Consider the following 25,816-nt stretch of genomic DNA (forward strand, 5'->3'; position numbering starts at 1 on the left):
TAGCTTGCTGTGCGGTGGATTGGCTAAGCCTTACTCTGGTGATATCTCGATGCGGATGCGTTTCTGGATCTTTTTGGTCAGTATGATTCTTGCTGGTTGTAGCAGCCATGCTCCAACACCGAGTGGTCACTTATCAGATTCTATTGTGGTAGTCGCTAAACTGAATGAACAACTGCGTCAATGGGAAGGAACGCCATACCGTAATGGTGGGCTGGATCAAAGTGGTGTTGATTGTTCAGGGTTTGTTTACCGCACATTCCGTGATCGTTTTGATATGCAATTACCCCGAACAACAGCAGCGCAGACCACCTTAGGCACTAAAGTCTCTCGTGATGAACTCATGCCTGGCGATTTGGTGTTTTTCAAAACTGGCAGTGGACAAAATGGGCTGCATGTCGGTATTTACGATACTAATGATGAATTTATTCATGCCTCAACGAGTAAAGGTGTGATCCGTTCATCGTTGGAAAATGTTTACTGGAAACGTGTGTACTGGCAAGCGCGTCGCATTTGATGCATTTTCGATATAGTTCTTAATCAATACAGAATGAATCCTCGAACCTAAAGATATCGGCGTTGGTTATGTTATCTTAATAGCTGCTTATTTTGGTTCGGAGCCGCGTTTATGTCATCCCTTCGCTTACTCATTTCTGATTCTTATGACCCCTGGTTTAATCTGGCGGTAGAAGAGTGCATTTTCCGTCAGATGTCCCCGGATCAGCGAGTGTTATTTTTGTGGCGTAATGCTGACACCGTGGTGATAGGCCGTGCTCAGAATCCATGGAAAGAGTGTAATACGCGCCAAATGGAGCAAGATGGCGTGAAGCTGGCTCGGCGCAGCAGCGGCGGCGGGGCGGTATTTCATGATTTGGGCAATACCTGTTTCACCTTTATGGCGGGTAAACCTGAATATGATAAAACGGTCTCCACTCAAATTATTCTTACTGCGTTAGCCTCGCTCGGAATTCAGGCCACCGCTTCAGGTCGTAATGATTTGGTGGTTAAGAACGGTGATGATGAGCGCAAAGTTTCGGGCTCGGCGTATAAAGAGACCAAAGATCGTGGTTTTCATCATGGCACATTGTTATTGAGTGCGGATCTGAGTCGTTTGGCCGATTACCTTAATCCTGATCCGAAAAAATTGCAGGCCAAAGGGATTACATCAGTGCGCTCCCGAGTCACCAATCTGGTGGAGCTATTACCGGGAATTGAGCATCAACAGATTTGTGTCGCCATTGAGCAGGCTTTTTTCGATTATTATAATGAAAAGGTGCTGGCGGAAAGAATCTCCCCACAAGCATTGCCCGACCTACCTGGTTTTACCGAACAATTTGCGGAACAGAGTAGCTGGGAATGGAATTTCGGTCAGGCCCCCGCCTTTAGCCACTTAGTCGATACCCGTTTTATTTGGGGCGGAATTGAACTGCATTTTGATGTATTACAGGGTGCCATCGCTCGCTGCCAAATCTTTACGGATAGTTTGAATCCTGCTCCGCTGGAAGCTTTGGCTGAGCGGCTACAAGGGACGGTGTATCGTCCCGAGGCTATTAACGTTGTTTGTCAGCAATTAAGCGATGATTTTCCTGAGTCACATGCTGAGCTGTTGCAAGTTAGTCACTGGCTGGCTGAGGTATTACGCTGATGACCCCTTTTAACTTCATTCAATCAGATAGCGCTTCAAAATCTGAGAATACGCCTCAATTTAATAATAGCTACGGGCAGCAATTGAGCGGTTTTTATACTCACTTGCAACCAACGCCGTTAAAGGGGGCACGCTTGCTGTACCACAGTTCCCCGTTAGCGCTGGAGCTTGGGCTGGATGAGAGTTGGTTTAGTTTGCCGAAAGCCAGCGTATGGGCAGGAGAGGCTTTGCTACCAGGTATGGAGCCGCTGGCACAAGTATATAGTGGCCACCAGTTCGGCGTATGGGCAGGGCAACTCGGGGATGGCCGTGGGATTTTGCTCGGGGAACAACAACTCAGTGACGGCCGCAGTATGGATTGGCATTTGAAAGGCGCAGGGTTAACCCCTTATTCCCGCATGGGAGATGGGCGGGCCGTTTTGCGCTCAGTCGTCCGGGAGTTTTTAGCCTCCGAAGCATTGCACCATCTAGGAATACCTACCAGCCGTGCACTGACCATTGTTACCAGCGAACATCCTGTTTATCGTGAGCAACCAGAGCGTGGGGCGATGTTATTACGCGTGGCTGAAAGTCATGTTCGTTTTGGCCATTTCGAACACTTCTATTATCGACAGCAGCCTGCACAGGTCAGACAGTTGGCTGATTATGTTATTGCTCGTCACTGGCCGCAATGGGCCGGTCAACCGGAAAGTTACCTGTTGTGGTTTACTGATGTGGTAAAACGCACGGCACGTTTAATCGCTCATTGGCAAACGGTCGGTTTTGCTCATGGTGTGATGAATACCGATAATATGTCGATTCTTGGTATTACCATGGACTATGGTCCATTTGGTTTTCTTGATGACTATGTACCGGGATATATTTGCAATCACTCTGATCATCAGGGGCGTTATGCTTTCGATAATCAGCCAGCGGTCGCACTATGGAATCTGCATCGGTTGGGGCAGGCGTTGTCCGGCTTAATGTCGGTGGAGCAGCTACAGTTGGCACTAGAGGCTTATGAGCCAGAGTTAATGGCAGCTTATGGCCAACAGATGCGCGCTAAACTAGGTTTTGTCGAAAACAGCAGCCAGGATAACGAGTTACTGACAGGATTATTGAGTTTGATGATTCAAGAGGGGCGAGATTATACCCGTACATTCCGCTTGTTGAGCCAGGTTGAAATGCATTCGGCGCAATCGCCACTACGTGATGATTTTATCGATAGAGCCGGTTTTGACAGTTGGTACCACCGTTATCGTACACGTTTGCAACAAGAGCTGATTGACGATGTTCAGCGTCAGCAATTGATGAAAGCGGTTAACCCGAAATATATATTGCGTAACTACCTGGCACAGCAAGTGATTGATCACGCTGAAAAGGATGATATTCAACCTCTACAGCGGTTGCATCAGGCATTACAACATCCTTTCGCAGAGCAACCTGAATTTGATGACTTGGCGGCATTACCTCCTGACTGGGGGAAACATCTGGAAATCTCCTGTTCCAGTTAGTTGGTTGCATATCCAACGTATTCAGTGACTCGGGTGAGTAACAACCGCTAACTTAGCGGTGGCTTCAAGGATGAAAGGTATTTCAATCACTCCTACTCGTCGCTAACAGAAGACGTTTTACCGGCTGGACTCCCCGGCACTCCGCAACTGTTGTAGAACTTGGGGTGTTTGCAGGCCAAAACTCAGTAATGCTCTATCATCAATGACCAGTAATCGTTGTTTTTTACCCGCAGGAGTCAGAGCTACTCCCGGTAAGCGCCATATATTATCAATGCCACCCAGTGATTTAACGCTATATGACGTAACAATCAGCAGGTCAGGAGCACTGGCGATAATCCCTTCTTGTGATAAAGGGCGATAGCCGCTGAATTTTTGCATGGTGTTGTTCAGGCCTGAAAGGCGAAATAAGCTATCCGCAGCAGTATTTTTACCCGCAGCCAGCGGCGGTAACCCCGCGTGGCTTAGGATAAATAGAACCTTTACCGACAATGGTGTGGAATCTATCATTGCTAGCTGTTGCTGGTAGTGATTGATCAGTTGTCGGCCTTTCTGTTGCTGATTAACTGCGGTGGCAATCAACTGAATTTTAGTTACCACTGTTTGTGGCGAGCTGTCCGCGGGAATAAGTATGACCTTTACCCCATAGTCAGTGATTTGCTTCAGCGCTCGTGACGCTGAAGCCTGCTTACGACATAACACCAACGTAGGTTGTAACGCGAGAATGCCTTCGGCATTGAGTTGTCGCAAGTAACCCACGTCGGGTAAGGTTTTCAATTCACTGGGGTGCTGGCTGGCACTATCCCTGGCCACCATGTTGGCACCTACGCCTAATGCGTAGGTGATTTCAGAGATATCACTACCGAGTGTGATAATGCGTTGGCTGGCAATGCCACTGATTGGAATTATAAGGGCAATAAATATTAGCCATTTATTCATCAGCGGAGCCTATGGCAGTCAATTCGGCCAGTTGCTGATGCCAGTGGTGCTGCTCTGGTTGGCCTTCGCTACGTTGCCCAAATAATTGCAGAATATGATTACCTTGAGTATCCAGCAGCTCCAGACTTGAGATGTAACCCTCTTTGGTCGGTTTGCGTGTTACCCAACTTTCTGCAATGGCATTCTCATGCAGGTGCAAAGCAAAACGGCGGTTAAGCACACTGATCCAATGAGGCGGCGGTGTTTGCTTCCCCTGACAGGCAATAAATTGTTCTATCACGCCAGTGAAGATCTGCATACACCCGGTGTTACCGACAAAGATCATCACTTCATTCTGGCAAGCCTGTGCCGCATATAAAATTTGCCTTAATGCTTTATTATCAACCGGATAAGCCAGATCATCACCGACAGACCGGAAGGCTTGCCGGCGGGTGATTTTATTGCGTTTGAGTAGCATAAAGAACTGATGGATATCGTTCATCTTGCGCCATTCATTATCTATCGCAGCGTTATCAATGGCTGTCTCTTGAGTTAACGCCTTTTCTGCGGGGGAGAACACCAATCGCGCATTGGTTTCACAGCGATACTTTTCTACCAACTGCTGCCATGCGTTAAGGTCTGTTTCTTCGGTACAGTAGATTTGATGGATTGCCTTGCCTTGCAGATTACAGCAGTGAATGCTCAGTTGCTTACCCTGTGGTGTCTCCTCACTCAGGCTAAAAATGCTGTCCCATTGGCGGAAAAACAGCCTTAAATCCAGCGCGCGTGGATTAAGAACCAAGCCCAGGTGACCGTGCAAGCGTAAATTCTGGTACTCACCCCAATGCTCATGTATTGCATAATCGTTACGGGTGATCGATTTAGTGACACCGACACTGGCTAACTCAGTCAGCAGTCTATCGGCACTGATATCCAGGCGTTCTGCATCCTGTCCTACCCGCGCATAAAATAGCTCGGCTTCACTGATATTCATCATGAGGGCAATATCGTATAGAGGCTTGCTGGGGTGTTGCTGCCGAATGTTGAGATAGTGTTGGTAATGTGACATTTCCATGAGTCGCTTCCTTGTGATTACCACTGATAGCTGATTAACAGTTTGGCATTACGCCCATCCCGCGGGATTGCTTGCGGTGAGTAGTACTCCTTATTAAACGCATTACCCAATACTGCGGTGGTGGTGAGGCCATTCAAGCTGCCAGCCCCACGGTAGCTTAGGTCAAAGTCATGGACCGCATAACCAGCTTGCGGCGCATAGGAACGGCGTGACGACGTTTTGGCATCGTTATTTTTCATAAACTTGGTGTTTTCTGCCATTGTCAGGATCCAGCCAGTGCTAAAACCACTGTTGGCAATAGGGATATTAAGCCTGCTGGTGACGGTATCTGGATTGATACTGTTAATAAATTGGCGGGTGTCGAGATTAATAGCACGAGTGCGGTTATAGGCCAGCGCCCAGTCAATCCATTGATTCTGGTAATCCAATGACACATCCCAACCCCAGCTTTTACTGCGCGGGATATTGATGTAGCCGGAGTAATTTTTACCAAAAAATTCGGTGTGGACTTCACTGGTGATGCGGTTTTTGGCATCAATATTAAAGTAGCTGGCTTTGAATTCAATCAAATCATCATTGGACAATAATTGTTCAAAGTTCAAACCAAAACCAGCCTCACGAGTGACGTTGCTTTCGGGTTTTAGGTTTGGATTGGGTCGCCAGCGATTGGTAAAAGGCCCCATAGAGAAATGAATCGAATCATTATAAAGCTCAGTCAGCGTTGGGGTACGGAACGCTTGGCTGTAGGCACTAAACAACATCAGCCAATCGGTGGGCTTGAGGGTAACGGCACCTCGAGTTGACCCGTTTTTAGCTTCTCTATCAGCAAAACCGGCGCGGCTGTTGTGATAACGATCAAAACGGCTGCCTAGCAGCAAGGTAACGGGTAAATCACGCAGCGTAACTTCATCTTGCAACCAACCGGAGGAAAATTTGATTTCAGACGGGGGGAAACTACGAATAACACCGACTGGAACTTGCTCTTGATGGTAGGTTTCAATGCCATAAGTGAATAAATTTGCAGCCGGGCTGTGAGTAAATAGCAGGCTGCTATTTTCCAGCTTTAAACCACGGGTGATCTGTTTTCGGCGGCCTGAGCCTTCGCGATTGACGTCATCGCTAATATTGATCTCGGAATAGTAGAGTTGGCTGGTGGCATCCAACCAATCAAGGTGTTGTGGTTGCAGGCGGTAGGTTAACTCGGCATCACGTTGAAGGGTGGAACGATTCATCATTGGATTTTTATTAAATTTTAAGTCAGGCGTACTAAGATTAGCCATGCGCGGTTCTAGTGCTTGGTTATTGTAATAACGCAGGGCGGTGGTTAACGATTGGCTGTCAGAAAGATAGGCGGTGCCCTTAAACATCAAGCTGTTAATCGTTTCATCATTCGGCGCTTCATTACCGTTGCCGTGGTAAATATTGCCGACCTTACGTTTACTTAGCGCGATAATGCCATCAAGACTCTCTGTACGGCCAAACATGGACACCCCAGAGCCGATACTGTGATAACCCGTGGCGCCAAAGCCACTGACTCGGAAACCAAGATTTTGGCCCTCAGCCAGCAAGTCGGCCGCATCAACGGTCTGGTAAGCAATCACCCCGCCCATGGCACCACTGCCAAACCTTGATGTTGATGGGCTACGAATGATGCTGACCTGCTTTATCAGGGCCGGATCAAGGAAAGTACCACTGATATTGGCCCCCGTGATGCCCTGACGAATACCATCAATGAGCACCAGCACACCATACTGATCATAGCCTCTGATATTAACGTTCTGTCCATTGGTGCGCCCAACACCGCTAACACTCACACCGGGTACGTTTTGCAGCATTTCTGCGGCGGTGGTAGCAGTTTGTTTGTCTGGTAATGCAGCATCAATGACGGTGACTGTGCCGGGGGTGTTGAAACTGTCAGTCGCCGGTTGAGTTCCGGTAACAATAAGGGTGTGATTCTTACTGGCAGGTGCCGAATGAGCTGTTGCCAGCGGGGATAACGCCACGGTTATTGCCAGACTGCATAAAGACAAACGAAAAAAACGAAGCATAAGCAACTCTCCCTATGTTATTAAACATAATCAATAAGTTGCTGGCTGCCTGAGTATTCAATATAAGGTGGCTGGCGTAGTGGATATTTTTTGCAAATAGGATCGAGTGACTAAAAATTATTTAGTCAGTATTAGTTTTCCTGCTTTGGTTTGGCGCAAATAATAGAACTGCCCTTGGTGATTGATCACCACGACATCATGTTGACCAAGCAGTTGTCCGCTATTAATACAGGATAATTGCAACACCGCAGGAGATGGGGTTGGTGTGCAATTTACGGCTTGATTAGGATAGGTGCCCTTGCGCATAAGAAGTATTCTTTAGAGTATCCAGTTAAGTGATAATCATTATCATCTTCATCTGTGGATGGTTTCAATAACAATCTCTATTACTTTTTATGTTAATTCCTTTATTTTTCTTAGTAATTAATATTTTGGATAGATAGTTTAGAATTGATTTGTAAAAAGGGAGCTTGAGCGGAATGAGGGGGCGTGGACCATTTAATCCAGTGATAGAACAGAGTCAATGTGGCGTGTTAACCCATTCTATCACTGTGTGTTAATTAAAACCGGCTGCTGACAGCAATGGCCAATAAGTTCAATAACTGTTCAGTATCGGCCCAATTCAGGCAAGGGTCGGTAATGGATTGTCCATAGATCAAGGGCTGACCCGCAACAATTTTCTGCGAGCCCTCAATCAGGAAGCTTTCAGCCATCACACCGACAATAGCGCTAGAACCGTTACGGATTTGCTGCCCGATATCAGCGGCAACTTCCAACTGGCGGCGGTGCATTTTCTGACAATTACCATGGCTAAAATCGACCACCAGATGTTCCGGTAAATCGAATTCACGCAGGCTGTCACAGGCTGTGGCAATATCAGATGCACCATAATTAGGCTGCCGACCGCCACGCATAATAATGTGCCCATGCGGGTTGCCGCTGGTTTGGTAAATCGTCATCTGGCCGTTTTTATCCGGGGATAAAAACATATGGCTGGCTTGCGCGGCACGGATAGCATCAATTGCAATGCGGGTATTGCCGTCAGTGCCATTTTTGAAACCCACCGGGCAGGAGAGGGCCGATGCCATTTCTCGATGAATCTGGCTTTCCGTGGTACGTGCGCCAATGGCCCCCCAACTGATCAGGTCGGCAATGTACTGACCTGTCACCATATCAAGGAATTCGGTGGCAGTAGGTAGACCTAACTCATTAACTGCCAATAGCAGTTTGCGCGCCATCTCAATCCCTCGATTGACCTGACATGAGCCATCCAACGCCGGGTCAGAAATTAACCCCTTCCAACCCACGACGGTGCGCGGTTTCTCGAAATAGGTGCGCATGACGACTTCCAGGCGATCCTGATAGCGCTCGCGTAATACATTCAGTCGGGTGGCGTAATCAATGGCGGCATCAAGGTCGTGAATCGAGCAGGGACCGACAACCACTAGCAAGCGGGAGTCTTCGCCGGTGAGGATCTTTTCAATTCGTTTACGTGACGCTGTCACGTTATCGGCAATGCTGGCAGAAATCGGTAATTTTTCCGCCAGTTGTTGTGGCGTGATTAAGCTATCGATGCGCGCAGTCCGCAGTTCATCTGTTTTGTGCATGGAAATTCTCTAAATCTGTTCTTCTCTGCGGCAGGAATACCGGGAAGTGATGGCGATCACAATAAACCAAAACTAAATGAATTCAACCGCCACGGCCTTGATTCATACAATTTGTGATGAAATAAACTGTAAATAATATCTCAGGCAAATATTCCATTAGAACATGCGGCGACTCATGCCTAAAATATCCAGGATTTTGGTGGAGATTTCCTCAACGGAGTAGTTAGTGGAGTTCAGATAGCGAATCTGATTCTTGCGAAATAGCGCTTCTACTTCACCCACCTCTATTCGGCATTGGTGCAGCGAGGCATAACGGCTATTTTCACGTCGTTCTTCACGGATTGCCGCCAGCCGTTCAGGGTTAATTGTCAAACCAAACAGTTTTTGCTGAAAAGGTTTCAGCGCGGCGGGAAGTTGCAAATTGTCCATATCATCGGCGATAAATGGGTAGTTTGCAGCACGAATCCCAAATTGCATGGCTAAATAGAGGCTGGTTGGGGTTTTACCGCAACGGGAAACCCCCAATAGAATCACCTGTGCTTGATCCAGATTACGCAGAGAAATACCGTCATCATGGGCCAGGGCGTAGTCGATAGCCGCAATCCGCGCATCGTATTTGCCCAAATTGCTTTCAGTAAGACCGTGGGTTCGGTTGAGCACCGGTTGTGGGGCAACCCCCAGTTCGCCCTGTAGTGGGGCAACCAGTGCTTGCACAATATCCTGACAAAATCCCTCACTGTGCTGAATGAGTTCACGCACTTCCGCACTGATTATCGAATAGAAAACCAGCGGTCTAACGCCAGTGTCTTGATATATCTGATTAATCTTCTGGCAAACCTCTTGCGCACGCGCAGCACTTTCGACAAACGGCAGCGTAAAGGTAGTGGCTTTAACAGGGAACTGCGACAAAACAGCATGACCGAGTACTTCTGCAGTGATGGCGGTACCATCCGAAATATAAAACACACTTCTCTCCACGCTGACTCCTGAGTATTTTTCTGGTCGGATTGACCACACTGATAAATAAGCATCTGGTGACAAGTTTAGCCTAATCAGTGTGCCTGATTCGGCCTATCGGTAAAGCGTTTGCTGTCAGAATCGCCTGAAAATAACTTTTCTTGTTGGGTTGATCGATTCACCTGTCCATGGACTATGGATCATTGTGCTAGTCTGAAATAGCTGATTCGTCAGCCGTGATACCTCCGTCTGTACCCTACTGACCGTCCATAATTAATAGACAATGTAAAAAGGATTGTTTCGATGTCCAACAATGGCCTAAATCTGTGCAATGTGCTTTGGTACAATCAGCTTGGCATGAACGATGTTGAGCGGGTAGGCGGCAAGAATGCCTCCCTGGGTGAAATGATAACCAATCTTTCAGACCTGGGTGTTTCGGTACCTAATGGTTTTGCTACCACAGCTCAAGCATTTAACGAATTTCTGGAGCAAAGCGGTGTTAACCAACGCATTTATCAATTGTTGGATCAGACCAATGTTGATGATATTGCGGCATTAGCCAAAGCGGGCGCGCAGATTCGTCAATGGGTGGTTGAGACGCCGTTCCATCCCGAGTTTGAACAGGCTATTCATGAAGCCTACCAACAATTAGCTGACGGTGAGCCTGAGGCTTCTTTTGCTGTGCGCTCATCGGCTACTGCCGAAGATATGCCAGATGCCTCCTTTGCCGGCCAGCAGGAAACCTTCTTGAATGTGCAGGGGATTGATGCGGTGATGGTTGCTATCAAGCACGTATTTGCCTCACTGTTCAATGATCGCGCTATTTCCTATCGTGTGCATCAAGGCTACGACCACCGTGGGGTGGCGCTATCTGCTGGTGTACAACGGATGGTGCGCTCTGATCTCGCCTCGGCGGGCGTGATGTTTACTATTGATACTGAATCAGGCTTCGATCAGGTGGTTTTTATCACCGCAGCTTATGGTTTAGGCGAAATGGTGGTGCAAGGGGCGGTGAACCCGGATGAGTTTTATGTCCATAAGCCAACATTGCGTAATGGCAAACCCGCGATAGTACGCCGCACTATGGGTTCGAAAAAAATTCGCATGATCTATGCCGAAAGCCAGGAACATGGCAAACAGGTACAGATTGAAGATGTGCCAGAAGTACAACGCAATCGTTTCGCTCTCAGTGATGAAGAGGTACAAGTGCTGGCGCATCAGGCACTATCAATCGAAAAGCATTATGGCCGCCCGATGGACATTGAGTGGGCCAAAGATGGCCATACCGGTAAGCTGTTTATCGTGCAAGCTCGCCCAGAAACAGTACGTTCCAACGAGCAAGTTATGGAGCGTTATCTGCTGAATGCCCAAAGTGAGGTGCTGGTGGAGGGGCGCGCCATTGGTCATCGTATTGGTGCGGGGCCGGTTAAGGTGATTAATGATATCAGCGAGATGGACCGTATTCAGGCGGGTGATGTACTGGTAACAGACATGACGGACCCTGACTGGGAACCGATCATGAAAAAAGCATCAGCGATTGTGACCAACCGTGGCGGGCGTACCTGCCATGCGGCAATCATCGCTCGTGAGCTGGGGATCCCAGCCGTTGTGGGTTGTGGTAATGCCACTGATATTCTGAGAGAAGGGCAGAAGGTTACGGTTTCTTGCGCCGAAGGGGATACGGGCTATGTTTATCAAGAGTTGCTCGATTTCTCGATTCAGAGCTCACAAGTTACTGAACTGCCTGATTTGCCGTTGAAAATAATGATGAATGTTGGCAATCCAGACCGAGCCTTCGACTTTGCCCGTCTCCCAAATGACGGCGTTGGCTTGGCGCGTCTGGAATTTATCATCAACCGCATGATTGGTGTGCATCCTAAAGCATTGCTGGAATTCGATAGCCAGGAGCCTGCAATTCAGGCAGAAATCAAAGCCTTGATGAAGGGTTATGACGATCCGGTCGAGTTTTACGTTGGTCGCTTGACCGAAGGGATCTCTACCTTGGGTGCCGCTTTCTGGCCGAAACGTGTGATTGTGCGCTTGTCGGATTTTAAATCTAACGAATACGCCAATCTGGTTGGCGGAGAAGCTTATGAGCCACATGAAGAGAATCCGATGTTAGGTTTCCGTGGGGCGGGGCGTTATGTCGCAGACAGCTTCCGTGATTGTTTCGCACTGGAGTGTGAGGCGGTTAAGCGGGTGCGGAATGTGATGGGGTTGACTAACGTCGAAGTCATGGTGCCTTTCGTACGTACAGTGGCTCAGGCAGAGGCGGTGGTGGCAGAACTGGCAAGACAAGGACTGAAACGTGGTGAGAATGGCCTGAAGCTTATTATGATGTGCGAAATCCCGTCCAATGCATTGCTGGCGGATCAATTCCTTGAGCATTTTGATGGCTTCTCTATCGGCTCCAATGATATGACTCAGTTAACATTGGGGCTGGATCGCGACTCCGGTGTGGTTTCTGAACTGTTTGATGAGCGCAATGAAGCCGTTAAGGCGTTGCTGTCGATGGCCATTCAGGCGGCGAAACGTCAAGGCAAGTATGTGGGGATTTGTGGTCAGGGTCCGTCAGACCATGAGGATTTTGCTTTATGGCTGATGGATCAGGGGATTGACAGTTTGTCCCTTAACCCAGACACCGTAGTACAAACGTGGGTCAGTTTGGCGCAACATACTAAGCATTGATTGGACTCGGGTTATACCGATAGAGAGACATTTAATTATCCGCAGCTTAGGTTGCGGATTTTTTGCAATAATAAGTAAAAAAAAAGCCCGTCTAAGATGACAGGCAAAGACTACACACAGCAATACGTGTATTCGATTACAGATATTTAAATAAGTCATTTGAAGATGAATTATTTAAATGCCTTGGGGAAAGCACTTTCTAATAATAATATTAAGTAAATTCCGTGGCTTAGTCATTAAGAATCTTCTGAATATAATAGGTTAAATAAATGTTTTTATAGGATTAATTTCATATGGTTATTAATAATCATTCTATTTAATAACTAATGAAATACAGGTTGAGAATAGAAATAGAGGAATTAAAACGGTTGTTCTTAATTGTTAATAGCGAATGTCGCTGGATAATAGGGGTTCGGCAGCATAACTACCAAACCCCCGGTAAGAGCTAAAGCTCTTCTAAATGCTTGGCAACTTCCTTCATACTCTCTTCAGGTTCCGGCGCTTCATTGACCCAGGCAGAAGTCAGGCGGTAGGAGATGGCTAACACCACCGGCCCAATAAACAAGCCAATCATGCCGAATGACAACAAGCCACCAATCACCCCGGACAGGATGAGAATCATCGGCATATCAGCTTCCATACGGATAAGGTAGGGGCGTAAAACGTTATCCATGGTACCAACGATACAGCTCCAAACCAGCAGTGCCGTGCCCCAGGTGGTATCACCGGTCCAATACAACCAGATAATTGCCGGGACCAGTATCAACAGTGGCCCAAGCTGAGCTACGCAGCAGATAAACATTAATACGGTAAACAGTGTGGCGTATTGAATGCCCGCAATCGCCAGCCCAATCCCGCCCAGCACTGCTTGTACCAGTGCGGTGACCACGACCCCCAATGCGACGGCCCGGATAGCTTTAGCGGCCAGCACCACGACGGCATCACCACGTTTATCGGCAGCGCGCACCGCAAAATGGCGGATACCCAGCCCGACTTGCTCACCATGGAAATAGAGTAAAACACTGAACAGCACCATCAGCGCCAGATGAATCAAAAAATAACCGACATGGGCGGCTTGAGCTACCAGCCAGGTCGCGGCCGCACCAATATAGGGTTGAACTTTGGCGATCATCGCATTGCCACCACCGGCAACCAATGTATGCCAACTACTATAGAGTTTGTTCCCCACCATTGGGATCGATTGCAACCAGGTCATATCCGGCATGCGCACATTAGACGGGCTGGATGCCCACTGGATAAGCGGGCCGCTGTTTTCCACCAGGCTGCTGACCAGTAGGGCTATCGGGATGACAAACAACAACACCAGCAGCAGAGTCATGACAATAGCAGCCAGCCAGCGCTTACCCCAAAGTAGCCTTTGCAGCCTAATCAACAGTGGCCAGGTCGCAATGACTACCATGCCCGCCCAGGCAAAACCCATAATAAAAGGCTGTACCACCCAGAAACTGGCGATAATCATTATCATAATGAATATCACCCCAAACATCAGTTTAGGTAAATCGAAACGGCGCTGCTGCGGGTAATTCATCAATGGGTTCTCACATCGAAAGTCATGGCAAGGTGGCCATCGCACTGTTTTTTAGGCACTCATTAGATTTTGAACTAATTAAGCATCTGTACTAATCATGGTGTATTTTTTAATGTTTTAACAGACAACGCCGGATTTTACTGCTGTGATTTGTTAAAAAATAGCATTAGCTTGGACATAACAAAAACACCGACCGCAACCAAGGTGCTGAAACAATGTTCTTTCGGCGTGGTGCGACTATTATTTATACAATATATAATTTTGATACTTAATGATTTATTGCCGCATTTATCCTCGGCAGATACGCATCACTTTCTCATCATTCTGAATTGACATAAATTATTCGACAAAGAGGATTGCTAGCAGATAATCTCTTGGCGGAACCACAAACATACCTATTAGATAGGGTCACACTAATGATCCCACAGATTTCTCAGGCACCGGGTGTCATCCAGTTGGTGCTAGATTTTTTGGATGCTTTGAAGCAAAACGGATTCACCGGCGATACCGCCACTAATTATGCCGATCGCCTGACTATGGCGACGGACAACAGTATTTACCAACTGCTACCCGACGCCGTGGTTTTTCCTCGTTCGACTGCAGATGTTGCCTTGATTGGCCGTCTGGCTGGCCTGGAGAGTTTTAAATCCCTGGTATTTACGCCTCGCGGCGGCGGGACCGGCACCAATGGCCAGGCACTGAACAGTGGCATTGTGGTGGATATGTCGCGCCATATGAACCGTATTCTGGAGATTAATCCCGAACAGGGTTGGGTGCGGGTTGAAGCGGGGGTGATTAAAGATCAGCTCAATCAATATCTGCGGCCATTCGGCTACTTCTTTTCGCCCGAGTTATCGACCAGTAACCGCGCCACATTGGGTGGAATGATCAATACCGATGCCTCTGGGCAGGGGTCGCTAGTGTATGGCAAAACGTCCGACCATGTGTTGGGGCTACGTGCCATATTGCTGGGTGGAACCCTGCTCGATACCCGCGCCATGCCGACGGCATTGGCACAAACGATTGCGCAGGAGGACTCTGTAACCGGCCGTATTTATCATACGGTGCTGCATCACTGCCGTGAGCAGCGCGCGCTGATTCTGGAGAAATTCCCCCAATTAAACCGTTTCCTGACCGGATATGATTTACGCCACGTGTTTAGTGATGACCTGCAAACCTTTGACCTGACCCGAATTTTAACCGGTGCAGAGGGCACGCTGGCCTTCATTACTGAAGCGACACTGGATATAACACCGCTGCCTAAAGTTCGCCGTCTGGTGAATGTAAAGTATGACTCCTTCGATTCCGCTCTGCGTAATGCCCCGTTTATGGTGGAAGCCAAAGCACTGTCAGTGGAAACTGTGGACTCTAAAGTTCTTAATCTGGCCAAAGAAGATATTGTCTGGCACTCAGTAAAAGAGCTGATTACCGATATCCCTGATAAAGAGATGCTGGGGTTGAATATCGTTGAGTTTGCCGGTGATGATAAGGCACTGATCGATAGTCAAATGGAGGCACTTTGTCAGCGCTTGGATGACCTGATGTCTGCTCAGCAAGGCGGCGTTATTGGTTACCAGATTTGCAGTGAGTTAGCGGGTATTGAGCGCATCTATGGTATGCGCAAAAAAGCGGTTGGTTTGTTAGGCAACAGTAAAGGCCAGGCTAAGCCCATTCCGTTTGCGGAAGATACCTGTGTGCCACCACAACATTTGGCCGATTATATTGTCGAGTTCCGCCAACTGCTTGATAGCCACAATTTGAGCTACGGCATGTTTGGTCACGTGGATGCGGGGGTATTACATGTACGCCCAGCGCTGGATATGTGCGATCCACAGCAAGAAATGCTGATGAAACAGATATCTGACCAAGTGGTGCAACTGACGGCGCGCTATGGCGGCTTGCTATGGGGCGAGCACGGTAAGGGTTTCCGTGCAGAATACAGCCCTGACTTCTTTGGTGAAGTGCTTTACCACGAGTTGCGGCGCATTAAATCCGTTTTCGACCCGGATAATCGCTTAAATCCGGGGAAAATATGCTCACCGTTGGGCAGTGATGCGCCAATGATGAAAGTGGATACCTCAGCTAAACGCGGTACCTTGGACCGGCGTATTCCGTTAGCAGTAAGAACCTCATTCCGTGGTGCGATGGAATGTAATGGTAACGGTCTGTGCTTTAACTTTGATACACGTAGCCCGATGTGCCCGTCGATGAAGATTACCGGTGACCGTATTCATTCACCAAAAGGCCGGGCAACGCTGGTGCGAGAATGGTTACGGCTGCTATCTGAGCAAGGGGTTGACCCCATTGCACTAGAGAAAGGGCTGGCGACCAAACGCCCCAGCCTGCGTGGTTTGATTGAGAAAACCCGTAATACCTGGGCTGCCAGTCAGGGGGATTATGATTTCTCTCATGAAGTCAAAGAGGCGATGTCAGGTTGTCTGGCATGCAAAGCTTGCTCGACGCAGTGCCCGATAAAAATTGATGTACCGGGCTTCCGTTCCCGCTTCCTACAGTTGTATCACACCCGTTATCATCGCCCACTGCGTGACTATGTGGTGGCTGGAGTAGAGAGTTATGCGCCGTTAATGGCCAAAACCCCAAAAGTGTTTAACTTTTTCCTCAAACAGCCGTGGGTCAGGGAGCTAAGCCGGAAAAGTATTGGTATGGTGGACTTACCGATGCTTTCTAGCCCAACGTTGAAGCAATCATTATCCGGCCATTATGCCAGTACTATGACCCTTGAGCAGTTGGAGAAACTGTCTGAGTCAGAACGCCACCAGCATGTGCTGATCGTGCAGGATCCCTTCACCAGTTACTACGACGCTCAGGTGGTGGCGGATTTTGTTCACTTGGTAGAAAAACTGGGCTTCAATCCCGTGCTGTTGCCATTCTCACCCAACGGTAAAGCGCAGCACATTAAAGGTTTCCTGCAACGTTTTGCTAAAACGGCCCGTAAGACGGCAGATTTTCTTAATCGCATTTCGTTACTGGGGATACCAATGGTTGGGGTTGATCCGGCGCTGGTTCTTTGTTATCGCGATGAATATAAAGAGATTCTTGGTGATGCGCGCGGTGACTTTACGGTGCAATTGGTGCACGAGTGGCTACAGATGGCCCTGGCTGACCTGCCAGAGCAGCAGATGAGTGGCGAATCCTGGTACCTGTTTGGGCATTGCACCGAAACCACGGCACTACCTGCCAGCAGCCAGCACTGGGCAGCAATATTCTCCCGTTATGGTGCCAAACTGGAAAACGTCAGTGTCGGGTGTTGTGGCATGGCCGGAACTTATGGTCATGAAGCGAGGAACATCGATAACTCGTTGGGTATTTACGCGTTATCCTGGCAACAGGCGTTACAAAAGTTACCGGGTAAACGCTGTTTAGCCACAGGTTACTCTTGCCGGAGTCAGGTTAAACGTATTGAAGGCAATGGACTGAGACATCCGTTACAAGCTTTGCTTGAGCTGGTTTAACCTACGAGCTGACTATGCTATTTACTTCGTGCTACTTGCCGCCGCCTCGCAGAGGCAAAGCCCAAGGATGGGCTGAGTAATCAGAACAGCTATTGCTGCTGTAATTTCAACAACCAAGGGGAAAAGATGCTGTGGAAACGCACCGCAACGCTGGAACAGTTAAACCAGCAATGCCAGGGCTGTATGGTTGGGCATTTGGGCATTGAGTTTACCCGCCTCTCTGATAACGAAATAGAAGCCACGATGCCAGTAGACCAGCGGACGACTCAACCTTTCGGTTTACTTCATGGTGGTGCGTCGGTGGTGCTGGCGGAGTCGCTCGGTTCGATGGCCGGATATCTGTGTACCACCGAAGGCCAGCAAGTCGTGGGGTTGGAGATTAATGCTAACCACCTGAAAGCAGTACGTTCCGGGAAAGTTCGGGGTTGCTGTCGGGCCATTCATATCGGCCGCAGCCATCAGGTGTGGCAGATTGAGGTGTTTGATGAAGAAGACCATCTGTGTTGTACCTCGCGTTTAACCGTCGCCGTGTTGTCCCGATAAGGTCATTCCCCCACCAAATTACACGTGATTACCTGACTCAGGGCCACCAATGGCCCTGAGTGACGTCAGCAGCTCATGGCACTTGCTGCGGCTCCCTTCAGACAGTTTCATTTAGCCGATAAATGCGGCGAATCTCTATGATAGGTTTCCCCTGTGAGGGTTTTCAGCTAAAGTTAAAATAGAAATAGGTATTTTTTATGAATGTTTTAAATACTCAGCGGCTGACTGCGATTAGCCATTGATATAGTAAGGGATTCGAGCGTCACAGAGGAATTTATTCATTTATTTCAGGGTGATAAAAGTGCACTTTTTCCTCCAGACCTCTTCGGCCATCGCAGCATGCTTACTCGTTGCCGCCTCATTCGAGGTTCAAACGGCACTTTTCTTAATATCCCTGCAAAACAAACGGTTGAAGTGATAATTATTATCACTACCATTGTAAATAATCTGTGTTGATTCTCCAATAATCAGCCAGCAAATTGTTAACCTGAAAAGATCAACCTAATGGGTGATTGCGAAATATAAGGTAGGGCATATGCAACAGGAATCAGTCGGGACATTTTCACTCGACGAGAATGTCTGGCAGGGCGTGACGATAACAGAGAGCGCTGCCGCACAAATTACACGACTCATGCAGCAAGATCCGCAAATTAAAGGATTGCAGCTTGGCGTGAAACAATCCGGTTGTGCGGGGTTTGCTTATGTAATGGATATGGCTAAAGAGCCCGCCAGCGACGCTCTGGTTTTCGAACAGGGCAGTGCCAAACTCTACGTACCGTTAAAAGCGATGCCGTTTATCGATGGCACCGAGGTGGATTATGTCCGCGAAGGGCTAAACCAGATTTTTAAATTTAATAATCCTAAAGCTCAGCATTCCTGCGGGTGTGGCGAGAGTTTTGGCGTTTGAGCGATGTAAACGAAATGACACGAAGCAATGTAGAGGTTCCAGATGATGTGCAGGCTTGGGTCAGCGATGGTCGTTACAAAGAAGGCTTTTTTACCCAGCTTGCGACTGATCAGTTAGCGAAAGGCCTTAGTGAAGATGTCATTCGCGCCATTTCAGCGAAACGTAATGAGCCTGAATGGATGCTGGAGTTTCGTCTTGGTGCTTATCGCAGTTGGCTCGAAATGGAAGAGCCTCACTGGCTGAAAGCCAATTATAAAAGTCTGGATTATCAGGACTACAGTTATTACTCCGCGCCATCCTGTGGCAGTTGTGATGACAGTTGTGATTCGCAACCCGGTGCAGTGCAGCAATCGTCTGCGGACAGTGCGTCACCACGTGATCTGTCTGAACAGGCGATGAATGAGTACCTCACCGCAGAGGTTGAATCTGCCTTTGCTCAGCTAGGGGTTCCGGTGCGCGAAGGGGCCGAAGTAGCAGTAGACGCTATTTTTGACTCAGTTTCGGTTGCGACCACCTACCGTGGGAAATTAGCCGAACAAGGGATTATTTTCTGCTCATTTAGCGAAGCTATTCAGGAATACCCGGATTTGGTACGTAAATATCTGGGGTCGGTAGTACCGGCTAAAGATAACTTTTTTGCCGCGCTAAATGCGGCGGTGGCTTCTGATGGCACTTTTGTTTATGTGCCAAAAGGTGTGCGCTGTCCGATGGAGTTATCCACCTATTTCCGTATTAATGCGGCTAAAACAGGGCAGTTTGAACGCACCATTCTGATTGCTGACGAAGACAGTTATGTCAGCTATATCGAAGGGTGCTCAGCGCCAGTGCGAGACAGCTACCAGTTACACGCTGCGGTCGTTGAAGTCATTTTGCACAAAAATGCGGAAGTGAAATATTCAACGGTGCAGAACTGGTTTGCAGGTGCCGATAGCACCGGCGGGATCCTTAACTTTGTGACCAAACGTGCGTTGTGTGAAGGTGCGGGTTCAAAAATGTCATGGACTCAATCTGAGACTGGCTCCGCTATTACTTGGAAATATCCAAGCGTTATTTTACAGGGTGATAACTCAATCGGTGAGTTCTTCTCGGTGGCACTAACGAATGGCCACCAGCAAGCCGATACCGGTACCAAGATGATTCATATTGGCAAAAACACCAAATCAACAATTATTGCCAAAGGGATCTCTGCTGGGCATAGCCAGAACACCTACCGTGGTTTGGTGAAAATCCTGCCCGGTGCGGATAACGCACGTAACTTTACGCAATGTGATTCGATGTTGATTGGGCCGGACTCCGGTGCGCATACCTTCCCGTATGTGGAAGTGCGCAATAACTCAGCCCAATTGGAACACGAAGCGACAACATCAAAAATTGGCGATGACCAACTGTTTTATTGCTTGCAGCGTGGTATCAGTGAAGATGATGCCATCTCAATGATTGTTAACGGATTCTGTAAAGATGTGTTCTCCGAACTGCCGCTGGAGTTTGCCGTCGAAGCACAGAAACTGTTAGCCATCAGTCTGGAACACAGTGTCGGTTAAGTGTGAGTTGAAACACGCATTCGCAGAGTTTTGCGCTCTGGCGCACCAAGGAACCCTATGTTAAGCATTAAGAATTTAAAAGTCAGTGTTGAAGGTAATGAAATCCTCAAAGGTTTGGATCTGGAGATCAAACCCGGTGAAGTGCACGCCATCATGGGGCCAAACGGCTCAGGGAAAAGTACATTATCTGCCGCGTTGGCGGGGCGTGAAGAGTATGAGGTGACCGAGGGGCATATAACCTTTAAAGGGAAAGACCTGCTGGAGTTGGACCCAGAGGATCGCGCGGGTGAAGGCGTATTTTTGGCTTTTCAGTACCCAGTGGAAATTCCGGGTGTCAGTAACCATTTCTTCTTGCAAACTGCCGTCAATGCGGTGCGTAAATATCGCCAGCAAGAGCCATTGGACCGTTTTGATTTCGCTGATTTTATTGAAGAAAAAATTGAGTTACTGAAAATGCCGGCTGACTTGCTGACCCGTTCGGTTAATGTGGGCTTCTCCGGCGGCGAAAAGAAACGTAACGATATTCTGCAAATGGCGGCACTGGAACCCTCGTTATGTATTCTGGATGAAACCGACTCTGGGCTGGATATTGATGCGCTGAAAATTGTCGCTAACGGGGTTAACTCGCTACGTAACGAAAACCGTGCATTTATTATTGTGACTCACTATCAGCGTATCCTTGATTATGTAAAACCCGACTTTGTGCATGTGCTGTATCAGGGGCGGATCATTAAGTCAGGTGATTTCACATTGGTAAAACAGTTGGAGGAGCAAGGCTATGGCTGGCTTACCGACCAACAGTAAAATGCTGGAACAGCAGCATCTGCAACAAAAACAGCGCAGTGATGCACTGAAACAATTCGGTCAACTGTTTAATCTGCGCCAGCATGGCCATTCAACACAGGCCAGTGCGCACTGGCAACAGGTGTTACAGTTGGGTTTCCCGAGCTTTAAACATGAAGACTGGAAATACACGCCACTGGAACGTTTGCTGGTCAATAATTTCAGTTTCGCCAGCCCTGCGCAGGTGACGGCTAGCCAACGCGATGAACTGTCGTTGGTGCAAGATGCTCATCGTTTAGTCTTTATTGATGGCCGATATGCACCTGAACTCAGTGATATTGAGTGTGGCCCTTATCAACTGACCAACCTGAGTGGAAATACGCAGTTTCCTCCGGCGATCCAGTCTGAGGTGTTTTTGCATCTGACGGAAAGTCTGGCGCAGGAAAGTCTGCATATCCGATTGCCGGTGGGGAAACACAGTGAGAAGCCGCTCTATCTGCTGCATATCAGCTCAGGCAATGATTCTGACGTTGTGAATACCAGTCACTACCGACACCATCTGGTGATTGAAGCTAATGCACAGGCTGAAGTGATTGAACATTTCGTCAGTCTGAGTGAGCAGCCTCACTTTACCGGCGCACGGCTTACCATTGAGGTAGGTGATAATGCTGAACTACGCCATTGTAAGTTGGCATTTGAAACCCCTCACAGCTATCACTTTGCCCATAATGATCTGGTATTAAGTCGTGATGCGCGGGCGCGTAGTTATAGTTTCCTGCTGGGTGCCGGGTTGACCCGTCATAATACCAGCGCCCAGCTGAACGGCGAAGGTGCTACGTTATCCATTAATAGCTTGCTGCTCCCGATAGGGCGCGAAATCTGCGATACCCGCAGCTATCTGGAGCACAACAAAGGTTATTGTGAAAGCCGCCAGTTACACAAAACCATTGTGCGTGAACGGGGTAAAGCTATCTTTAACGGCATGATTAAAGTGGCTCAACATGCATTAAAAACTGACGGCCAGATGACCAACAATAATTTACTGTTGAGTAAATTGGCTGAAGTTGATACCAAGCCACAGTTAGAGATTTATGCTGATGATGTGAAATGCAGTCATGGTGCGACGGTTGGGCGCATTGATGCGGAACAGCTTTTTTATCTGCAATCGCGCGGGATTAATCAGGCTGATGCGCAACAGATGATTATTTTTGCCTTTGCAGCCGAATTGACGGAAGCCATTCACAGCGATGCCATTCGCAAAGTGGTGCTGGCGCGGATTGCTGAGCGCTTAGCCGGAGAATCGCTATGAGTTTCCCTATCGAACAGGTCAGAGCTGACTTTCCACTGCTGAGCCGTCAGGTTAACGGCCAGCCGCTGGCCTATCTGGACAGCGCCGCCAGCGCACAGAAGCCACAAGTGGTCATCGACAGGGAGCTTAACTTTTATCGTGAGGGTTATGCCGCAGTCCATCGTGGTATCCATACCCTAAGTAGCGAAGCGACCCAACAGATGGAAGCGGTGCGCAGCCAGGTTGCGGGTTTTATTAATGCCGCCTCGGCTGAAGAGATTGTTTTCGTTAAAGGGACTACCGAGGCCATCAACCTGGTGGCTAACAGTTATGGCCGTCATTTCCTGAGCGCCGGTGACAGCATCATCATCACTGAGATGGAGCATCACGCCAATATTGTGCCGTGGCAGATGTTAGCAACTGACTTGGGTGTTGAAATTCGTATCTGGCCGCTGACGGCGACCGGGGAACTTGAGTTGGCGGCATTGGTGGGCTTGATTGATGATACCACCCGGTTGTTGGCGATTACTCAGGTTTCCAATGTATTGGGGACCGTGAATCCCATACAGCAGATTGTTGCTCAGGCTAAAGCTGCTGGTCTGGTGGTGCTGGTGGATGGTGCGCAGGCTATCATGCATCAATCGATAGATGTGCAGGCATTGGATTGTGATTTTTATGTCTTCTCCGGCCATAAACTTTATGGGCCGTCAGGCATTGGTATTTTATACGGCAAGAGTGAACTGCTACAACACATGCCGCCATGGGAAGGGGGCGGTTCGATGATCAAAACCGTTAGCCTGACGCAAGGTACCACTTTTGCTGATGCGCCATGGCGTTTCGAGGCCGGTTCACCCAATACCGCAGGCATTATGGGGCTGGGTGCGGCAATCAGTTATGTTACTGATGTTGGACTTGCGCAGATCCAGCACTATGAGCAGTCGCTGATGCAGTATGCCTTGGAGCAACTGGGTCAGGTAAACAGCCTGACACTTTATGGCCCGCAAGCCCGTGCCGGGGTTATCGCGTTTAATTTAGGGGTGCACCACGCGTATGATGTTGGCAGTTTCCTTGACCAATACGGTATCGCGATTCGTACTGGTCATCATTGTGCCATGCCTCTGATGGCGTTCTACCAGGTTCCGAGTATGTGTCGTGCCTCATTAGCACTTTATAATACCCGTGAGGAAGTAGATCGCTTGGTGGCAGGGCTACAGCGCATTGAAAAATTGCTAGGTTGAGTGCTATTAATAAGCGCCGTACCTAAAATCAACTACTACCACATTATTGATGCCGCAGGATGAAGCTCATTAATGCCAATGAGCTTACGCGTTCGTGTAATTTGGCGGGGCAGTGGGGCCTTAATCTCCTGCGGCATCAAGTACAAAGGGTATCAGGAAGCACGCTATGGCTGTTTTGCCAGATAAAGATAAATTGATTCGTAACTTTTCCCGTTGTTTGAATTGGGAAGAAAAGTATCTGTATGTGATCGAGTTGGGTGGGCAGTTGGCAGCGTTAACGGAACAGCAGCGCCAGCCGGAGAATCTTATTTCCGGTTGCCAAAGCCAAGTGTGGATTGCCATGACAACCTCTGATGAGGGCCAGGTGGTTTTTGCCGGTGACAGTGATGCGGCTATCGTTAAAGGGTTGGTCGCGGTGGTGTTTATCCTTTATCAAGGTTTAACGCCACAACAGATAATCGAATTGGATGTTCGGCCATTTTTTGCCGACTTAGCCCTGAGTCAGCACCTGACACCATCGCGTTCGCAAGGTCTGGAAGCGATGATCCGTGCTATTCGTATTAAAGCGGCAAGTTTAAAAACTCACTAATTCATGCCAACATTTTGTGCTTTATTCCTCGGCGGTTGACCATTTTTGCGTCATGGGTCACAGTCTTAAAATGGTGGAATTTCAGCAGGTTAAATCGGCTTTCTTGCTGGATAAAGCATAATAAATTACTTTGTAACACCTTGATTTCTAGAGATATAAATTGCCTTTATAATAATGGCTGTTACTATATGTTGGCCTTATAATTGGCTGCTAGAATTAACGTAGATATACCCGTCATCTTTCAAACTGCTGGTGTGTTGGCTGCTCTCATCCCCCCGAATCACTTACTTGCGTAAGCTCAGCGGGATTCATTTGTTTGCCGCCTTCCTGCAACTTGAAATCTATCGGGTATAGCCGTGTAAACCGAATTTGAAGAAGTGATGTAGGAACTAAGCATGAAACGTGCATTAACTTTGATTGGTATGTTATTCGCAACTTGTATGGCGGGAAGTATCACCGCTGCCAATGCGACCGAGTATCCTCTGCCGCCAGCCAATAGCCGTCTGATTGGTGAAAATACTACCTATACCGTTCCAAACGATGGCCGTCCGCTTGAGGCTATTGCTGCCGATTATAAAATCGGTTTGCTGGGGATGCTCGAAGCCAACCCAGGTGCTGACCCGTATTTGCCGTTACCGGGTTCAGTATTAACTATCCCGACCCAGATGTTGCTGCCTGATACCCCACGTGAAGGTATCGTCATCAACCTGGCTGAGCTGCGTCTTTATTACTACCCTAAAGGCCAGAACAAGGTCATCGTATATCCTATCGGTATCGGCCAGTTAGGGCGTAATACTCCGACGATGACGACGTCTGTTAGCCAGAAGATCCCGAATCCGACTTGGACACCGACTGCGAACATCCGTAAGCACTACCTGGCACAAGGCGTTACCTTGCCATCAGTTGTTCCAGCAGGGCCGGAAAACCCAATGGGCCTGTTTGCTATGCGTCTGTCAGCCGGCGGCGGTGAGTACTTGATCCACGGTACTAATGCCAACTTTGGTATCGGTATGCGTGTCAGCTCCGGGTGTATCCGTTTACGTCCTGATGATATCAAGGCACTGTTCAGCTCAGTACCTAAAGGTACTCGCGTACAGATAGTCAACGAACCGGTTAAATATTCCGTAGAACCTGATGGTAAACGTTATGTGGAAGTTCATCAGCCGTTGTCCCGTGTAGACAGTGATGACCCACAAACGATGCCAATTGCGATTAGCAGCAGCCTACTGAAGTTTATGAGTGACAGCCAGACTGATGCTCAAGTGGTCCAGGATGCGATTGTACGCCGCGCTGGCATGCCCGTCATCGTAACGGTAGGTGAGACTGCCCCTGTAGAGGCTCCGGCCGCTGTAGCGCCTCAGGGCGAGCAACAGGCACAACCGCAGACAGAAGAGCAGCAACCGGCTGATGAAGCCGCACCTAAGCTGGTTCAGCCAGGTCCGGTCTACTCCGCCGCTAATTAAGTTTTAGATGCACCTTT

The 25,816-nt window shown here is 48.5% G+C and carries 22 protein-coding genes and 1 other RNA gene; 15 read left to right on the forward strand and 8 right to left on the reverse strand.

Features of this window, described 5'->3' with window-relative positions; translation table 11 throughout:
* Nucleotides 1–49: 49 nt before the first annotated feature.
* The 3 genes from A6J66_004715 (at nt 50) to A6J66_004725 (ending at nt 3,135) form a co-directional block, all read left to right on the forward strand.
* Nucleotides 50–514 carry an endopeptidase gene (locus A6J66_004715; GenBank protein ID PNM23558.1) on the forward strand — a complete coding sequence of 155 codons (465 nt, stop codon included), beginning with the start codon at nt 50–52 and terminating at the stop codon, nt 512–514.
* Nucleotides 515–625: 111 nt separating this feature from the next.
* Nucleotides 626–1,642 carry a lipoate--protein ligase gene (gene lplA, locus A6J66_004720; protein PNM23559.1) on the forward strand — a complete coding sequence of 339 codons (1,017 nt, stop codon included), beginning with the start codon at nt 626–628 and terminating at the stop codon, nt 1,640–1,642.
* Complete coding sequence (locus tag A6J66_004725; protein PNM23560.1) at nt 1,642–3,135, forward strand: YdiU family protein; 1,494 nt, start codon at nt 1,642–1,644, stop codon at nt 3,133–3,135. Before lplA ends, A6J66_004725 begins: the two co-directional genes overlap by 1 nt.
* Before the next feature lie 117 nt (nt 3,136–3,252).
* On the opposite strand, the gene A6J66_004730 is transcribed toward A6J66_004725, so the two are convergent.
* From A6J66_004730 to A6J66_004755, 6 genes are all read right to left on the reverse strand, one after another.
* Nucleotides 3,253–4,071 (reverse strand): hemin ABC transporter substrate-binding protein, encoded by an 819-nt coding sequence (locus A6J66_004730; protein PNM23561.1) that lies wholly within the window; start codon nt 4,069–4,071, stop codon nt 3,253–3,255.
* Nucleotides 4,064–5,125 carry a hemin-degrading factor gene (locus A6J66_004735; protein ID PNM23562.1) on the reverse strand — a complete coding sequence of 354 codons (1,062 nt, stop codon included), beginning with the start codon at nt 5,123–5,125 and terminating at the stop codon, nt 4,064–4,066. The genes A6J66_004730 and A6J66_004735 overlap by 8 nt, the downstream gene beginning before the upstream one ends.
* A 17-nt stretch (nt 5,126–5,142) precedes the next feature.
* Nucleotides 5,143–7,173, reverse strand: coding sequence for a TonB-dependent hemoglobin/transferrin/lactoferrin family receptor (locus A6J66_004740; protein ID PNM23563.1), 2,031 nt, complete (start codon nt 7,171–7,173; stop codon nt 5,143–5,145).
* A 117-nt stretch (nt 7,174–7,290) separates the two neighbouring features.
* Entirely contained in the window at nt 7,291–7,479 is a 189-nt protein-coding gene (locus A6J66_004745; protein PNM23564.1) for a hemin uptake protein HemP, read from the reverse strand.
* A 254-nt stretch (nt 7,480–7,733) separates the two neighbouring features.
* Complete coding sequence (locus tag A6J66_004750) at nt 7,734–8,780, reverse strand: 3-deoxy-7-phosphoheptulonate synthase (protein ID PNM23565.1); 1,047 nt, start codon at nt 8,778–8,780, stop codon at nt 7,734–7,736.
* A gap of 156 nt (nt 8,781–8,936) precedes the next feature.
* Entirely contained in the window at nt 8,937–9,758 is an 822-nt protein-coding gene (locus A6J66_004755) for a kinase/pyrophosphorylase (protein PNM23566.1), read from the reverse strand.
* 282 nt (nt 9,759–10,040) lie between these two features.
* Between A6J66_004755 and A6J66_004760 the strand changes: the two genes are divergently transcribed.
* Nucleotides 10,041–12,425: a phosphoenolpyruvate synthase gene (locus A6J66_004760; GenBank protein PNM23567.1), complete on the forward strand. Its 2,385-nt coding sequence runs from the start codon at nt 10,041–10,043 to the stop codon at nt 12,423–12,425.
* A gap of 75 nt (nt 12,426–12,500) precedes the next feature.
* On the opposite strand, the gene rprA is transcribed toward A6J66_004760, so the two are convergent.
* Both rprA and A6J66_004770 read right to left on the reverse strand, forming a co-directional pair.
* An RNA gene (gene rprA, locus A6J66_004765) (antisense sRNA RprA) lies at nt 12,501–12,605 on the reverse strand.
* A 265-nt stretch (nt 12,606–12,870) separates the two neighbouring features.
* Nucleotides 12,871–13,974, reverse strand: a complete 1,104-nt coding sequence (locus A6J66_004770) for an AI-2E family transporter (protein PNM23568.1) — start codon at nt 13,972–13,974, stop codon at nt 12,871–12,873.
* Between the two features lie 150 nt (nt 13,975–14,124).
* Between A6J66_004770 and A6J66_004775 the strand changes: the two genes are divergently transcribed.
* From A6J66_004775 to A6J66_004825, 11 genes are all read left to right on the forward strand, one after another.
* Nucleotides 14,125–14,307, forward strand: coding sequence for a hypothetical protein (locus tag A6J66_004775; GenBank protein ID PNM23569.1), 183 nt, complete (start codon nt 14,125–14,127; stop codon nt 14,305–14,307).
* Nucleotides 14,308–14,390: 83 nt separating this feature from the next.
* Entirely contained in the window at nt 14,391–17,447 is a 3,057-nt protein-coding gene (locus A6J66_004780; GenBank protein ID PNM23570.1) for an FAD-binding oxidoreductase, read from the forward strand.
* Nucleotides 17,448–17,573: 126 nt separating this feature from the next.
* Nucleotides 17,574–17,990, forward strand: a complete 417-nt coding sequence (locus A6J66_004785; protein ID PNM23571.1) for a thioesterase — start codon at nt 17,574–17,576, stop codon at nt 17,988–17,990.
* 339 nt (nt 17,991–18,329) lie between these two features.
* On the forward strand, nt 18,330–18,446 hold the full coding sequence (locus A6J66_004790; protein PNM23572.1) for a Vago-PB, isoform B: 117 nt from the start codon (nt 18,330–18,332) through the stop codon (nt 18,444–18,446).
* 79 nt (nt 18,447–18,525) lie between these two features.
* A complete protein-coding gene (locus tag A6J66_004795; protein PNM23573.1) occupies nt 18,526–18,897 on the forward strand; it encodes a Fe-S cluster assembly scaffold SufA in 372 nt (123 codons plus the stop codon).
* Between the two features lie 14 nt (nt 18,898–18,911).
* Nucleotides 18,912–20,438 (forward strand): Fe-S cluster assembly protein SufB, encoded by a 1,527-nt coding sequence (locus tag A6J66_004800; protein PNM23574.1) that lies wholly within the window; start codon nt 18,912–18,914, stop codon nt 20,436–20,438.
* A 57-nt stretch (nt 20,439–20,495) separates the two neighbouring features.
* Nucleotides 20,496–21,242: a Fe-S cluster assembly ATPase SufC gene (locus tag A6J66_004805; protein PNM23575.1), complete on the forward strand. Its 747-nt coding sequence runs from the start codon at nt 20,496–20,498 to the stop codon at nt 21,240–21,242.
* The gene (locus tag A6J66_004810) at nt 21,217–22,530 is read left to right on the forward strand and encodes a signal peptide peptidase SppA (protein PNM23576.1); all 1,314 of its coding nucleotides are present in this window, start codon (nt 21,217–21,219) and stop codon (nt 22,528–22,530) included. Before A6J66_004805 ends, A6J66_004810 begins: the two co-directional genes overlap by 26 nt.
* Entirely contained in the window at nt 22,527–23,747 is a 1,221-nt protein-coding gene (locus A6J66_004815) for a cysteine desulfurase SufS (protein PNM23577.1), read from the forward strand. The genes A6J66_004810 and A6J66_004815 overlap by 4 nt, the downstream gene beginning before the upstream one ends.
* A 166-nt stretch (nt 23,748–23,913) precedes the next feature.
* Nucleotides 23,914–24,336: a cysteine desulfuration protein SufE gene (locus A6J66_004820; GenBank protein ID PNM23578.1), complete on the forward strand. Its 423-nt coding sequence runs from the start codon at nt 23,914–23,916 to the stop codon at nt 24,334–24,336.
* Nucleotides 24,337–24,731: 395 nt separating this feature from the next.
* Nucleotides 24,732–25,799, forward strand: a complete 1,068-nt coding sequence (locus tag A6J66_004825; protein ID PNM23579.1) for a L,D-transpeptidase — start codon at nt 24,732–24,734, stop codon at nt 25,797–25,799.
* Nucleotides 25,800–25,816 lie beyond the last annotated feature (17 nt).

This window comes from Yersinia enterocolitica (genome assembly GCA_002082245.2).
Classification (GTDB): Bacteria; Pseudomonadota; Gammaproteobacteria; order Enterobacterales; family Enterobacteriaceae; genus Yersinia; species Yersinia enterocolitica_E.